14 protein-coding genes are annotated in these 13,444 nt (G+C 67.5%); 8 read left to right on the forward strand and 6 right to left on the reverse strand.

Annotation, left to right across the window (positions count from 1 at the left end; translation table 11 throughout):
* Positions 1 to 7 precede the first annotated feature (7 nt).
* From NDI85_RS11610 to NDI85_RS11630, 5 genes are all read left to right on the forward strand, one after another.
* Entirely contained in the window at positions 8 to 1,933 is a 1,926-nt protein-coding gene (locus tag NDI85_RS11610) for an ABC transporter substrate-binding protein (RefSeq protein WP_310915843.1), read from the forward strand.
* A gap of 149 nt (positions 1,934 to 2,082) precedes the next feature.
* A complete protein-coding gene (locus tag NDI85_RS11615) occupies positions 2,083 to 3,078 on the forward strand; it encodes an ABC transporter permease (RefSeq protein ID WP_310915844.1) in 996 nt (331 codons plus the stop codon).
* Positions 3,075 to 3,995, forward strand: a complete 921-nt coding sequence (locus tag NDI85_RS11620) for an ABC transporter permease (RefSeq protein ID WP_166972411.1) — start codon at positions 3,075 to 3,077, stop codon at positions 3,993 to 3,995. The genes NDI85_RS11615 and NDI85_RS11620 overlap by 4 nt, the downstream gene beginning before the upstream one ends.
* Positions 3,992 to 6,094 (forward strand): ABC transporter ATP-binding protein, encoded by a 2,103-nt coding sequence (locus NDI85_RS11625; protein ID WP_310915845.1) that lies wholly within the window; start codon positions 3,992 to 3,994, stop codon positions 6,092 to 6,094. Before NDI85_RS11620 ends, NDI85_RS11625 begins: the two co-directional genes overlap by 4 nt.
* A gap of 4 nt (positions 6,095 to 6,098) precedes the next feature.
* Positions 6,099 to 7,433 (forward strand): hemolysin family protein, encoded by a 1,335-nt coding sequence (locus NDI85_RS11630; RefSeq protein WP_310915846.1) that lies wholly within the window; start codon positions 6,099 to 6,101, stop codon positions 7,431 to 7,433.
* Between the two features lie 44 nt (positions 7,434 to 7,477).
* On the opposite strand, the gene NDI85_RS11635 is transcribed toward NDI85_RS11630, so the two are convergent.
* Positions 7,478 to 8,416, reverse strand: a complete 939-nt coding sequence (locus tag NDI85_RS11635) for a hypothetical protein (RefSeq protein ID WP_310915847.1) — start codon at positions 8,414 to 8,416, stop codon at positions 7,478 to 7,480.
* Between the two features lie 42 nt (positions 8,417 to 8,458).
* Positions 8,459 to 10,246 (reverse strand): archaeosine synthase subunit alpha, encoded by a 1,788-nt coding sequence (gene arcS / locus NDI85_RS11640; protein WP_310915848.1) that lies wholly within the window; start codon positions 10,244 to 10,246, stop codon positions 8,459 to 8,461.
* A 91-nt stretch (positions 10,247 to 10,337) separates the two neighbouring features.
* On the opposite strand from arcS, the gene NDI85_RS11645 reads away from it, so the two are divergent.
* Positions 10,338 to 10,595 (forward strand): ubiquitin-like small modifier protein 1, encoded by a 258-nt coding sequence (locus NDI85_RS11645; protein ID WP_310915849.1) that lies wholly within the window; start codon positions 10,338 to 10,340, stop codon positions 10,593 to 10,595.
* A gap of 39 nt (positions 10,596 to 10,634) precedes the next feature.
* Here the strand turns inward: NDI85_RS11645 and NDI85_RS11650 are convergent, their stop codons facing one another.
* On the reverse strand, positions 10,635 to 10,817 hold the full coding sequence (locus NDI85_RS11650) for a hypothetical protein (RefSeq protein WP_188996377.1): 183 nt from the start codon (positions 10,815 to 10,817) through the stop codon (positions 10,635 to 10,637).
* Positions 10,818 to 10,921: 104 nt separating this feature from the next.
* On the opposite strand from NDI85_RS11650, the gene NDI85_RS11655 reads away from it, so the two are divergent.
* Together NDI85_RS11655 and NDI85_RS11660 are read left to right on the forward strand one after the other, a co-directional pair.
* A complete protein-coding gene (locus NDI85_RS11655; RefSeq protein ID WP_188996375.1) occupies positions 10,922 to 11,179 on the forward strand; it encodes a hypothetical protein in 258 nt (85 codons plus the stop codon).
* A gap of 47 nt (positions 11,180 to 11,226) precedes the next feature.
* Positions 11,227 to 11,715, forward strand: a complete 489-nt coding sequence (locus NDI85_RS11660) for a GNAT family N-acetyltransferase (RefSeq protein WP_310915850.1) — start codon at positions 11,227 to 11,229, stop codon at positions 11,713 to 11,715.
* On the opposite strand, the gene NDI85_RS11665 is transcribed toward NDI85_RS11660, so the two are convergent.
* The 3 genes from NDI85_RS11665 to NDI85_RS11675 form a co-directional block, all read right to left on the reverse strand.
* Positions 11,712 to 12,326, reverse strand: coding sequence for a class I SAM-dependent methyltransferase (locus NDI85_RS11665; RefSeq protein WP_188996372.1), 615 nt, complete (start codon positions 12,324 to 12,326; stop codon positions 11,712 to 11,714). The genes NDI85_RS11660 and NDI85_RS11665 overlap by 4 nt on opposite strands.
* Positions 12,327 to 12,508: 182 nt before the next feature.
* Positions 12,509 to 12,784 carry a hypothetical protein gene (locus NDI85_RS11670; protein ID WP_310915851.1) on the reverse strand — a complete coding sequence of 92 codons (276 nt, stop codon included), beginning with the start codon at positions 12,782 to 12,784 and terminating at the stop codon, positions 12,509 to 12,511.
* Positions 12,785 to 12,891: 107 nt separating this feature from the next.
* Positions 12,892 to 13,149 carry a hypothetical protein gene (locus tag NDI85_RS11675; RefSeq protein WP_310916063.1) on the reverse strand — a complete coding sequence of 86 codons (258 nt, stop codon included), beginning with the start codon at positions 13,147 to 13,149 and terminating at the stop codon, positions 12,892 to 12,894.
* Positions 13,150 to 13,444: the final 295 nt, after the last annotated feature.

A 13,444-nucleotide genomic window follows, 5' to 3' on the forward strand; every position in this document is an offset into this window, starting at 1 on the left:
GGGCGAGATGGCGCCGAAAGATGATGATGAATACGGCAGCGGAACCGGCTCAGGACTGACCCGACGTGGCTACCTCGCGGCGACGGGGACGACCCTCGCGACGAGCGCACTCGCCGGGTGTGGCGGCGACGGTGGCGACGGCGGTAGCGGTGGCGAGAGCCTCACGCCCAACGTGCCGGAGGGGACGCCGGAGACGGTCCAGACCCAGTACTGGCGCGAGTGGGACACCGTCGACGCCGACTCGCCGCCGCTCGACTACAGTGCGTCCGCGGGCGCGGTGCTGGACCCGCTTCCGGTCGAGTTCTCCAGCGAGGACGACCCGTGGATGCGCGAACACGCGCTGATGGTCCAGCGAGGACTCAGCGACCTCGGTATCAGTACAGAACTCAACGACCGGCCACTCAACCAACTGTACGCCCAGAGTTGGGCGACGAAGGGGCTGGAAGCGGTCATCTCGATGAGTACCCACGGCCCGGACCCACAGCGCGGGTTGGACCCGAACCCGCTGTTGATGCGCCGGAGCGCCGGGAGTCTCTCGAACTACGACAACTACTACCACCCTGAGCTACAGGAAATCCTCACCGAACAGGCCCAGACGACCGACCGGGCGAAGCGCGAGGAACTCGTCGACCGCGCACAGGAGATATTCGCCGACGACGTGGGTGCGCTCATCACGCTGTTCCCGGACGTCATCACGGCCGTCAACACGGACAAGTGGAGCGGCTACGTGAAGACGCCGGGCAACGGCCCGACGAAGGACTCGTTCGTCTGGTCGGAGGTCAATCTCCAACCGCAGACCGACGACAAGACCTACGTGAAAGGCGTCACGACGTCGATGAACTCCCTGAACCTGCCGTGGGCCGCCGGCGGGGCGGAAGCGAAGCGTCTGACGTTCATCTACGACGGCCTGTTCGACGCGACGCCCGACTTAGACGTGGTTCCGGCGCTGGCGACCGGCGGCGGGTTCGTCGACGATACCACCGTCGAACTCACGCTCCGCGAGGGTGTCGAGTGGCACGACGGCGAACCGTTCACCGCCGAGGACGTGAAGTTCACCGTCGAACTGTACACGGAACACTCCTCGACGAGTCAGACGCCGTTCTACGAGCCGATAGAGTCCGTCGAAGTGCTGGGCGACCACGAGGTCCGGTTCAACCTGAAGAACCCCGACGCGGCGTTCATGACCCAGCGCGTCGTCCGCAGCGTCATCATCCCGAAACACAAGTGGGAGGACGTCGATAACCCGTCTCAGCACAACCCCGACGCCCCCGTCGGAACCGGTCCCTTCCAGTTCGAGAACTGGGAGCAGGGGACCCGCTTCGAAGTCTCACGCAACGACGGCCACTGGATGTTCGACGACGACTGGCGGGCAGACGCGCTGGGCGACCAAGCCGAGAGCGGCCCCGGCGTCGAGGGCGTCATCTGGATCAACGTCGGCAACATCGACTCGATGATCGGCTCGCTGCAGGGCGGCGAGATCGACGCCGTCGGCGCGACGCTCTCGAACAGTCAGGCCGACCGCGCGGCCGGCACCAGCGGCGTCGAGAAGATGACGAGCGGCAACTTCGCGCCGCTCGACACGAAGCTCATGTTCTCCTGCCCGCTCGTCCGCGACAAGGAGTTCCGCGTCGCGCTGGCGAAGGCCGTCGACTCCGGCGGGTTCGCCGAAGGCGTGCTGCAGGGTCGGGCGACCGTGCCAAACGGCGAGAACCCCATCTCGGACCTCACGCAGTGGCACAACGGCGAGACGCCGGGCTACGAGTTCAACGTAGACGAGGCCCGGGCGGTGCTGAAGAAAGCCGGCTACACGTGGGACGGCGACGAGAACCTGCGGTTCCCAAACGGGGACGCGTGGGGCGCGTTCGTCGAGCGCATCCAGCCCGGCAACGCCCACAAACGCCGCTCCGAACTCGGCCAACCGGACTTCTCGTAACTACACAGGACAATGCACACCGACTGCCCCCGACACACAGAGACGAGAGGACGGCCGGAACGGCCCGGTAGCGCGCCGCTCGCCGCGCTCGGGACGGCCCGAACAGACGTACAGCCGACGACCACGCGACCGACCGAGGAGGGTGACCGATGACGAAGTTCCAGCGGTTCCTCGCCAAGCGACTGGCGATATCCGTGCTGTTGACGCTGGTAGCGGTATCCGTTATCTTCGTCGTCCTGCGTCTCCTCCCGGGGAGTCCGTTCGAGGCGCTGGTCACCTCAGGAAACCTCAACCAGCAACAGATAAACGAAATTCGCTCGATGTACGGCCTGAATCAGCCCCTGTGGCAGCAGTACGTCAGCTACATGGGGAGCATCCTGACCTTCGAGTTCGGCTACTCCATCCTGCGGAGCCAACCGGTCTGGAGCGTCCTCGAACCGCGACTGGTGAACACGCTCATCCTGCTGGTCCCGGCACTCGTCACGACGGCGGTTCTGAGCTCCTCGCTCGGGATGTACGTCGGCTGGAACCGGGGGAGCTTCCTCGAGAAGTTCAGCATCATCTCGACGACGTTCCTCCGGTCGACGCCGGTGTTCATCACGGGCATCTTCTTCATCATCGTGTTCGCCTACAACCTCGAACTGGTGCCCGCCTTCGGGATGCGGTCGGTGACCGCCTCGCCCGAGGGGTACGCAGAGACGTTCCTCTCGGTCGACTTCGCCTACCACTACGTCCTGCCCTTTACCGTCGCCGTGCTGTACTACAGCGGCGACTTCCTGCTGTTGGCCCGCAACGGCGTCGTCGAGAAGCGCGGCTCGGAGTTCCTGAAACTCCACCGCGCGAAGGGCCTCTCGGAGATGCAGCAACTGGCCCGCGCCGGGCGGAACTCGATGCTGCCCATCCTGACGTACTTCGCGCTCCGCCTCGGGATGATATTTCAGGGCCTCATCCTGCTGGAGGTGGTGTTCGGCTGGCCGGGCATCGGCCGCGAACTCGTCCTCGCCATCCAGCAACAGGACTACCCGCTGGTGCAGGCCGCGGTGTTCATCATGGCGCTCGCCGTCATCATCGCGAACCTCGCCGCCGACGTGCTGTACGCGTACTTCGACCCGACCGTCTCGACCAACGGGAGTGGGTCCGCATGAGTACCGAGACCAAACCCAAAGCGGAGTTGTACAAGCGCGTCGACCGGATTCAGTCGCTCGTCCGCGACCAGTTCGCGTTCCTGCGACAGGACCGATTGGCCTTCGCCGGCGTCCTCGTCGTCGGTGCGTTCGTGTTCACGGGCGTGTTCGGACCGCTACTGGCACCCCACGACCCCATCGAGTACACCGTCCGGGACCAAGCCGGGTCTATCCTGCGTCTCTCCGGGCCGACGGGGGCCGCCGTCCTCGGGACGACGGCCTACGGGAAGGACGTCCTGAGCCAGTTCCTCGCCGGGGCGCGGCCGACGCTCATCGTCGGCCTGTTCGGCGGCCTCGGCACCGGTGCTATCGGCTTCCTCGTCGGCCTCGTCAGCGGCTACTACGGCGGGTGGGTCGACGAGGTGCTGATGCGCCTGACCGACCTGACGTTCTCGCTGCCGTTCATGCCGATGGCGCTGCTGCTGTTGACGTTCGTCACCCCGAACATCTGGCTGATGACCGCCATCATCGCCGGGTTCCTCTGGAAGATGCCGGCCCGCGTCGTCCGCTCTGAGGTGCTGTCGGTGCGCGAACGGACGTTCGTCAAGTCCGCGCGCGCGAGCGGCGCCAGCGACTTCCGGACGATGTTCTACCACGTCGGCCCGAACGTTCTGCCCATCGGCTTCCTGTACACCGCCTACGGCGTCGCGTGGGCCATCGCCGCGCAGGCCAGCCTCGCGTTCCTCGGGTTCGGCGACCCGACGATGACCAGTTGGGGCCGGATGCTCCGACAGGTGTTCGAGTCCGGCAACATGCGCATCGCGTGGTGGTGGGTGTTCCCGCCCGCCATCGGTATCGCCGCCGTGACCACCTCGGTGTTCCTCATCGGCCGCGCCTACGAGGAAGTCATCAACCCCGAAATCCAGACCGACCAATGAGCCTACTCGAAGTCGAAGACCTCAAAGTCACGTACACGACCGACGACGAGAGCGTCCACGCCGTCAACGACGTCTCGTTCAGCATCGACGAGGGCGTCAACTACGGCCTCGCAGGCGAGTCCGGGTCCGGGAAGTCCACCGTCGCGGAGGCGTTGCTGGGCTTGCTTCCGGGCAACGGCACCGTCGAACGCGGAACTATCCAGTTCGACGGGAAAGACCTCACCTCGCTCTCGGAAGCCGAACGCCGGGACGTCCTCTGGGAGGACATCGCGTACATCCCACAGAGCGCGATGGACTCGCTGGACCCCGTGATGTCCACGGGCGACCAGATCGCACAGGCCATCCACAACCATCGGAACGTCTCGGATGCGAAGGCGAGGAACCGCGTCCGCGAACTGTTCGAAATCGTCGGACTCGATCCCGACCGCATCGACGACTACCCACACGAGTTCTCCGGCGGGATGCGCCAGCGCGTCACCATCGCGATGGCGCTGGCGCTGGAACCGGACCTCATCATCGCCGACGAACCGACCACCGGCCTCGACGTCATCGTCCAGGACAAGATCATCGACAAGATTCTGGAGATACAGGAGCGCATGGACAGTTCCCTGCTCCTCATCACCCACGAGATCGGCGTCATCGCCGAGACCTGCGACGAACTGTCAATCCTCTACGGCGGGAAGGTGATGGAACAGGGCAGCGTCGACAACGTCCTCGTCAACCCCACGAACCCGTACACGATGGGGCTGAAGAACTCCTTCCCCGAAATCGAGGACGGCGACGCCGACCCGGTGGCGATTCCCGGGTCGCCGCCGAACTTGAATCGGGAACCGACCGCCTGCGTGTTCGAGGACCGCTGTCCGTTCGCCACCGACGAGTGCGGCGAGTCCCATCCCGACCTCGTGGACCTCCCCAACCGGAACCACCGGTCGGCCTGTCACAACGTCGAGGAAGCAGCCCAGATGCGCCGAGACGCCAAAGCCCCGGAGACGTGGGACATCCCCGACTCGGACGCCGACGGCTCCGACCGCGGGGAGGTCGTCCTCGAAACCGACGGGCTGGAGAAGTACTACGAGCAGAGCCAGTCGCTGGTGAGCCAGTTCCGCGGCGAGGACCCCGACTACGTGAAGGCCGTCGACGGCGTCTCGCTGTCGGTCCGCCGGTCGGAGGTGCTCGGTGTCGCCGGCGAGAGCGGGTGCGGGAAGTCCACGCTGGGCGAGACGATCGCCCTGCTGGAGGACCCCACTGGCGGCGAGATGGTGTTCGACGGCGAACCCTTCGAGTACTATCAGGACGGGAACTTACAGGAGTTCCGCCGGAAGGTCCAGATAATCTTCCAGGACCCGTTCGACTCGCTGAACCCGAGACAGACCGTCCGGAAGTTGGTCGGCGAACCGCTGACCATCCACGACTACCGGACCGACGAGCGGGAACGGGCCATCGTCGAGACCTTAGAGAAGGTGGGGCTGACGCCCGCCGAGAAGTTCCTAGACCAGTATCCACACGAACTCTCGGGCGGGCAACGCCAGCGCGTCGCCGTCGCGAAGGCGCTGGTGTTGGACCCGGACTTCCTCATCTGCGACGAACCGGCGTCGATGCTCGACGTCTCGCTGAAGGTGAACCTGCTGAACCTGCTCCGGGGACTGGCCGACGCCGAGGACATCGGCATCGTCTACATCTCCCACGACCTCGCGAGTCTGGTGCAGGTGTCGGACCGACTGGCAATCATGTACCTCGGGCGGATCATCGAGGAGGGCGACGTCGGCCGCATCGCGACGCAGCCGAAACATCCCTACACGACGTCGTTGCTCGCCGCGGCCCCGGAGAAAGACCCGACGGCCGACCGGACGCGGGTCCTCCTCGACGGGGAACCGCCGGACCCGGTCGACCTCCCCTCGGGGTGTGCGTTCGCGCCGCGGTGCCCCAAGGCCGAGGAGTCGTGCTGGGAGGCCGAACCGGGCCTCGACGAGGCCGGCGACGCCGACCACCGGGCCGCGTGTTACGTCCCCGACGACGAGAGCGAGTCGCCCGCCTCCAAGGGGACCGCCGGCGACGGGGGCTTCGAGACGCCGGTCGACGCCGACTCGCTGAGCGACTGACGCCATGGCAGGGTTCGAGACGAGCGTCGTGTCGGTCGTCGGGGGCCTCTCGACGGACGCCGCGACTGCCGTCGGCGTCGCGTCGCTCGTCGCGTTGCTCGCGCTGTCGGGCTTCTTCTCCTCGGCGGAGATAGCGATGTTCTCGCTGGCCCGGCACCGCGTCGAGTCGCTCGTGGCCGACGGCGCCACCGGCGCGGAGACCGTCGCGTCGCTGAAAGACGACCCGCACCGGCTACTGGTGACTATCCTCGTCGGGAACAACCTCGTCAACATCGCCATGTCCTCCATCGCGACGGGACTGCTCGCGATGTCCCTCACACAGGGGCAGGCGGTACTCGCGGCGACGTTCGGCGTGACGGCCGTCGTCCTGCTGTTCGGCGAGAGCGCGCCCAAATCCTACGCCATCGAGAACACCGAATCGTGGGCACTGGCCGTCGGCCGACCGCTGCAACTCTCGGAGTACGTGCTGTATCCGCTGGTGGTCACGTTCGATAGGCTGACCCGCGTCGTCAACCGCCTGAGCGGCGGCACCAGCGCCATCGAGACGTCCTACGTGACTCGCGACGAGATACGGGAGTTGATTCAGACCGGCGAGAGTGAGGGCGTCATCGAGCGCGAAGAGCGTGAGATGCTCCAGCGGGTGTTTCGCTTCGACGACACCATCGCCAAGGAGGTGATGACGCCGCGACTCGACGTGACCGCCGTCCCCCGGACGGCGACCGTCGACGACGCCGTGGCGGCCTGCGTCGAGAGCGGCCACTCCCGCCTACCCGTCTACGAGAGCGACCTCGACAGCGTGGTCGGCGTCGTCGAACTCCGTACCCTCGTCGGCCGCGACGACGCCGCGGACGACTCGCTGGACGGGTACGTGCGAGAGACGCTCCACGTCCCCGAGAGCAAGCACGTCGACGACCTGTTTCGCGAGATGCGCGACCGGCGCGTCGAGCAGGTGGTCGTCGTCGACGAGTTCGGGACGACGGAGGGTATCGTCACGACCGAGGACATCGTCGAATCCGTCGTCGGCGAGATACTCGACGTCGGCGAGGACCACCCAATCGACGTGGTCGACGAACGAACCGTGGTGGTCGACGGAGCCGTCGGCGTCGAGGCCGTCAACGACGTGGTCGGCGTCGACCTGCCGGACGGCGAGGAGTTCGAGACGGTCGCCGGGTTCGTCTTCAATCGCGCCGGTCGACTGGTCGAGGCCGGCGAGGCCATCGACTACGACGGCGCGGAACTGACCGTCGAGGCCGTCGACAGGACCCGCATCGAACGGGTCCGTATCACCGAACCCGAGTCGACCGAACCCGCAGAGCGCGAAGCGACCGCGTCGGGCTAGTCGGGACCGCACAGCGCGGCGAACGCGTGCGTCGAATAGGGCCGTTAGAGTAACGTGACGCCGAGGACCAACGCCAGCGCCCGGAGGCCCACGACGACGCCGACGACGCCGGCCAGACCGTACATTGCCGCGCGGTTCCGGTACCGAGATGCCGCTGTCGACAGCGACCCCACGGCGACGTGGACGTCCCCGCCGAGGACGAGTCCGTGGTCGGTTGGCCGCGCAGTCCCCGCGACGGCGACGTGGTCGCCCGGCCCGACGACCGACTCCTCGTACCGACGGGGCTTGTCTCGGTGATTGCGTTCGACCTTCGGCGCGGGGTTCGGGAAGTCGTCGGGCGGTCGCTGGTCGGCGTCGAGTGACAGCGTCCGCGTCGCTTCGAGGTCCACCGTCGCGTCGTCGGGGTCGACCCACACCGGCCCGCTCCCGTCGTCGACGGCAAAGCGGACGCCGCCGACGCCACCGTCCCGGACGACCCACTGCTCGCGCTGGCCGACGTCACCGATGCCGTGGGGGTCCAGTACCTCGACGTTCCACGACCAGCAACACGCCTCGCGGCCCGTGACCGGTGCGCTGTCGACGGCGGCGTCGGTAACCTCGCCCGTACAGGCCGCCACACCGGGCGACAGCGACCCCGTCGGCACGTCGCCGTCGGGGTTGAGTCGTCGCCACCGCCGGACGAAGGTCCGACAACTGGCGAGGCCGGCCAGTCCGAGGACGAGCGGTATCGACGACCCGAGGACGAGCATCCCGACCCCACGGACGTCCGTCTCGGGGTCGAAGAACGTCACGTCGCCGAGAAACCCCATCGCGACGACGACGACGAGCGTGACCACGGTGATTGCCGCGCCGTCACGCGGTGTGAGTCCAGCAGGAAGTGCGCTGTTTGGCATCGCGGCCGCCTCGTAGTAGACGTACGCGCCGGCGAGACAGACGACCATCCCGGCGAGGACCAGCAGATACAGCGTCAGCGCTCCTGCCATCCGGTTTCGGTAGTCGACGGCGTGGCAAAAAGGTGGGGTGGCCTACCGCTCCTCGACGTGGCGCATCTGGACCGCGATGCCCCGCGTCGAGGACTGCATCTCCGAGCCGTTCATCTCGGCGCGGCCGACGCCGAAGGCGGCGTCGCCCCGCACGACGACGTCGTCGCCGACGCGGATGTCGTCGCTGGCGTCGACGATGCCCGGCGCGAGGACCGACCCGTGGGGAACGAAGGGTTCTATCTCGACCGTCTTGGTCGGGACGCTACTCTCGACCCAGCGGCGCGCGCCCGCGAGCGTCAGCGAGAGGACGCCGTACTGCTGGGCCAGCGCCGCCAGTTGCTCGCCGTCCTCGTCGTCGGCCCGCAACTGTGGATAGCGGCCCTGCGTGCCGATGTCGGCGAACAGCTCGTCGCCCGCCCCGGCGCCGAACTGGTAGTCGGCGACGGCCCGGATGGTGTTGGCCTCGCGGGTCGACTTCCGGTAGGTGTCCCACCCCTCCAGTTCGGCCGCGAGGTTGCCCAGCGAGTCGGCCGTCGTCGGGTGGTCGGAGACGGTGTAGGTAAAGTCCAGTCCGAGCGAATCCTCGACGCGTTCACAGATGTCGCGGTACCCCTCGCCGGGGACGTGCGCGATGATGTCGGGGTAGTCGGCGTCGTCGAGATACCGTTCGAGGACCTGCGAGACGAACTCTATCTCGTTTGCGGTCCAGCGGCCCGTCACCACCGAGTCGTAGTGCTGGGCGGGGTAGGTGAGTTCGAGTTCTTGGGGAACGACGCCGATGGGCGAGGTCATCGACACCATGTGGGCGCGCCAGTGGACGGCGTCGTGGTACTGCTTGTGGCTCTGGGAGTCGCTGTAGGGTTTCCGGGCGGAACAGGGGACGATGACGAGCGGCCGGTCGTCGAACCGCGGGACGTAGCGGTCGGTCACTCGCTCGGCGAAGCGCTGAATCTCGACGCGGCGAATCGAGTCCTCGCTCGCCGCCGATAGCTGTGCGCGCCGAATCAGGGGCGTTCGCTGTTCGACGTAGCCGTACTGCTGGTCCAGTCGGCGGAACGTCGCGGTCAGCCAGTTGTCCTGTCGGGCCTGTCCCTCGACGTAGTCCCGGAGGCGGCCGTCGCGGATGCGGCGGCGGACCCGGCGGAGTTCCGCCGCGAGGGCGTTGACGTTGTGTTCGACGCAGTCTTCGCGCGTGAACGCTTCTCGCGGCGTCTGGCAGGCCGGACACGAACAGGGGAGTTCGTCTAAGTCTTCGAGGAAGTACGCCTCGTCCGTCGTCAGGTAGCGCCCTTCTGTCCCGCGAATCACGGCGCGGTGCGGGTCCACGACGTCGACGCCCGAATAGACGAGCGTCGCGACGTTCCGGGGCGTGGCGACGCCGGGCAGATAGAGAGCGGTGTCGGCGGGGATGGCCTCGCGCGTCGTCGTCACCGCGTCGACGAACGCCGACGCGTGGCCCACGTAGCCCGGCGCGCCAGCGAGGACGTACACGTCGCTGCCGACGTCCGCGGCCGTGTCCGGCGAGACGACGGCACCGCTCGGGAAGTCGACGTCGGGGTAGTCGGGGGCAAAGGCCTCTGTGACTTCCTCGGGCGTGCCCGCGGGCAGGCCGCGGTGTGGAAGTACCGTCACCCGGGACTCGTCGCCTTCCGGCAGTGCCTGTTCCGTGGGCCAGCGACTGCCGGCGTCGCGGAGGAGACGGTGGACGTCCCCGGGCGTGTCGGCGTCCACGTCGTCGACCAGCGCCGGGGTCGTCACGGACTCGGCGAGGCGCAACTCGCCCAGTCGCGCGGCACCGTCGCGCTCGTGGACCTCGAAGTAGTCGGTCATGCCCACTTCTCGGCCACGGGCGAGTAACTATCTTGCTCTTCGAGGGCCGAGACGGGCAACGGTAATCCCCGCGGCATCCGAAACCCCGCCCATGGAGGTCACAGTGTACGGCCACCTCCGGGGTGCCACCGGCGAGAAGACGGTGACCGTCGACTTCGACGGCGGGACGGTCCGGGAGGCGGTGTCGGCGCTCGTCGAAGCGTACCCGCGTGCGGAACGACATCTCTTCGACGACGGCGCCCTCGAATCGAGCGTGCGGTTGTCCGTCGACGGGGCCGCGGTGGACCCAGAAGCCGACTGTCCGGCCGACGCCGAACTCAGCGTCCATCCACCGATGCAGGGTGGCTGAGCACGACGCGGCGCTCGTCGACGGCGCTCACGCGGCAGACTACGTTATCCGCTCGGCGCCGTCGGTGACGTCGTCCAGCGGTCGGAGGCGGTACTCGCCAGAGTCGGTGTGCTGTTCGAGGACGGCCCGTTCGGTGTGTGGCGGCGCCGTCACCGTCGGCGTCGTGATGACCTCTCGCTCGACGATGGCACAGAACCGCCAGTACCCGTCGTCGTCGGACATACCTGATCGAGTATCGTCCCGCATGCGACAAAAGCGTGCGGTGTGGACACGTGACACGACCGGACGGCCGTGGGGTTTTGCCCCTCGGACGGTAACTCCCCGGCATGGTCGGGTCCCGAACCGCGACGGCTGTCGTCGGCCTCGTCGTGAGCCTCCTCGTCACCGCGGCGCTCTGGTGGTACTTCGAGAGCCTGTTCGTCTTCCTGTTCCTGCCGTTCGTCCCGTTCCTCTTCCGGGGGCTGGGCGACGGCGAACCGACCGTCGTGCAGGAGTGTCCCCACTGCGGGTTTCAGGCGACCGTGGACTCGTACGATTACTGCCCGCGGGACGGCACGCGGCTGGAACCGGCGTCCGAACGGTAACGCGCTCCTGACAAGCACTTATTAGCAGGGGATGGATATGGTGGCGTATGCCGGGGGTTCGAAGGGGGACGTGCGAGGACGTCCCGGCGGTCCAGCGTGTCGCTCACCGGGCGTGGCACGCCGCCCACGACGACATCGTCGGCGCGGCGACCGTCGACGCGTTCCTCCAGCGGTACTACACGCCGTCGCGACTCGACGACGCCGTCACGGACGCCGACCGAGTGTTCCGCGTCGCGATGGTCGACGGCGACGTGGTCGCCTTCGCCGAGGCCGGACCGGCGGAGGCGGACCGGACGTGGTCACTCGCGCGCTGCTACGTCGACCCGGAGTACTGGCGCGAGGGCATCGGCACCGCGTTGCTCGACGCCATCGAGTCCGGCGTCCGGGACCGCGGGGGGAGACGCCTGCGGTTGGTCGTCATGGCCGACAACGACGACGCCGTCGAGTTCTACGAGTCGCGGGGGTTCCGCCGCGTCGACGACCACTACGACGAGTTCCTCGACGTGGAGGGCTACGTCTACGCCAAGTCGCTCTAGTCCGGTCGTTCGGCGACGAGGACGCCGACTTGCTCTGAGACCATCTCGACGGCCGTCAGCGCGTAGCCCGCGTCGGTGAAGGCGTCGGCGAGGACGCCGACGGTGGCCGGGTCGTCCACCTCGGGGCTGTAGAACGGGTCGTCGGGGTTCGGTTCGCCGAAGAACATCACGTCGCCGAGGACGATGCGGTGCGGCCCCAGTTCGGCGATGACGTCGATGGCCTCGCGCTTCTCGTCGTCGCCGAGGTGGTGCATCGCGAAGTTCGAGGTGACGACGTCCACGTCGACGCCGTCGGGCACCTGCGGGTCGCGAAAGCGGCCCTCGCCGAACGTGACGTTCGCGACGCCGTTCTCGGCAGCCTTCTCGCGGGCCTGTTCGAGCATCCCCTCGCTGATGTCGCGGCCGACGACCTCGGCGGCCTCGTCGGCGACGCCGAAGGCGATAGCGCCCGTCCCGGTGCCCAAATCCAGCACCACGTCCCCGGAGTCGGGGTCGGCGTGGGCGACGACGAGGTCCGCACAGGCCCGGTACTCCGGAGAGTCCTGACTCTCGTCGTAGTCGACGGCGTGGTCGGAGAAGCGGTCCGCGTGTTCGTCCAGCGACTTCTTCATACCCGCCGCTACGGACGGCGGCGTGAAAGGCGCCGCGGATGCGGACGGGCCGTGGGAGAGACATCCGAGAGGGCAGGGATCGAACGGGGACAGGGAGACGAGAGGGGTGGGTACGTGGAGTGGGGTCACGCGCCGGTCGTTACGGGGCCGACGCGTGTGGGAGCGTCAGCGGGTACGGGACTCTACGTACCGGCGGCGTCGGCCGCGGCCTCGCTCGCGTCGGTCGCGTTGGCCGCGTCGGCGCCTTCGGCGGCTTCACTGCCGCCCGGTGTCAGACCACTGATGGTCTCACCGAGGCCGTCTTTGGCCTCGCCGGCCGACGACCCGACTTCGCCGAGGACGTCGCCGACGAAGTCCGGTACCTGTGCGGGCAGGTCTGTGGGCGGGCCGGCCTGCATCGCCATCCGCACCGCGTCGTTTGCGAACGCTGCCATCGTGAGCGGGTCTGCTTCGAACATTGCAACTCGGTCTTCCGGGGACAGGTGTAAAGTGGGGGGTGGCCGTGAATCCGATTGCCGGCCGGTTTCGGGCCGATTTTACGACGGTTAACGCGGATTAACGCCGGCTAAACCGAATCGTGACGGGCGATAGCGACAGATTTCGGGTTCGGCCGAACCGCCGTCGACGGCGCGCCGTGCGCGATCAGTGAGAGGTCGTACTGTTCGCGGACGAGGTGGTCGAGGCCCCGGTCTTCGAGGCCGTCCATCGGGGCCAGCGTGAGCAACTGGACGACCGCCGGGAGCCGACGACCTGAATCGCCCCCACGTCCGTCTCGGCGTCGACGGACCCGCTCGCACCACTCGTAGGACGCTGCCGTTCTCACGGTTCGCGCAGGCTCTCGCTACTGCTCACGGGTCGCTTCGCTCCCCGTTCGCAGTTCGAGACCACCTCACTCCGTTCGGGCTCTCGCTACTGCTCTACGGCTCCCGATGGTCGCCGTCTCGCTTCGAGGGTCTTCGCGTCGCTCAGACCCTCGCTACTGCTCACGGATCGCTTCGTTCCCCGCTCGTCTCCGAGGGTCTTCGCGTCGCTCAGACCCTCGCTATTGCTCACGGATCGCTTCGTTCCCCGCTCGTCTCCGAGGGTCTTCGCGTCGCTCAGACCCTCGCTACTGCTCC

This window comes from Haloarcula sp. S1AR25-4 (assembly GCF_031624555.1).
GTDB classification, from domain to species: Archaea; Halobacteriota; Halobacteria; order Halobacteriales; family Haloarculaceae; genus Haloarcula; species Haloarcula pellucida.